This is a genomic window from Halomonas sp. PBN3 (genome assembly GCF_000475415.1).
GTDB lineage: Bacteria > Pseudomonadota > Gammaproteobacteria > Pseudomonadales > Halomonadaceae > Halomonas > Halomonas shengliensis.
In genome coordinates this window covers 1-330 of the sequence record NZ_AXCA01000044.1, presented here as the reverse complement: position 1 = coordinate 330, position 330 = coordinate 1, and the positions used below count along the sequence as shown (strand labels likewise).

General features: G+C 65.5%; 1 protein-coding gene. It reads left to right on the top strand.

Going from position 1 to position 330, the window contains the following annotated elements; translation table 11 throughout:
• Window positions 1-31 precede the first annotated feature (31 nt).
• Window positions 32-330: hypothetical protein (locus tag Q673_RS36895; protein ID WP_235048474.1), on the top strand; the 299-nt coding region annotated here is incomplete at its 3' end.

The following is a 330-nucleotide window of genomic DNA, read 5'->3' as shown; positions in this document are numbered from 1 at the left end:
CGACGAGCCGCTCTCGCCCGCGGAAGCTTCGGTGCTGGATGCCGACTACGTGGAGTATGTGTGTCGCTGCCTGGATCACCAGAACAAGGTGGTCAAGGCCGTTGCTGCCATGGTGCTCGAGGAGCTCCAGGAGGCGGGAGCCCTGCATGAGCTGCCGACGCGTCTCGATACCATGGCCTCTCGGCCCAGGCAGGCCCAGCGCCGGTCGCCTGACAGGCATGACGCTGCCCAGTCCTCTACCGTGACTGACCAGAAGAACCAGGGCAGGCAGCCGAGTTCTCAGCGAGAACCCGGCCGAGTGCGCCGAGGGAACTCCCCTGGTTTTCAGAG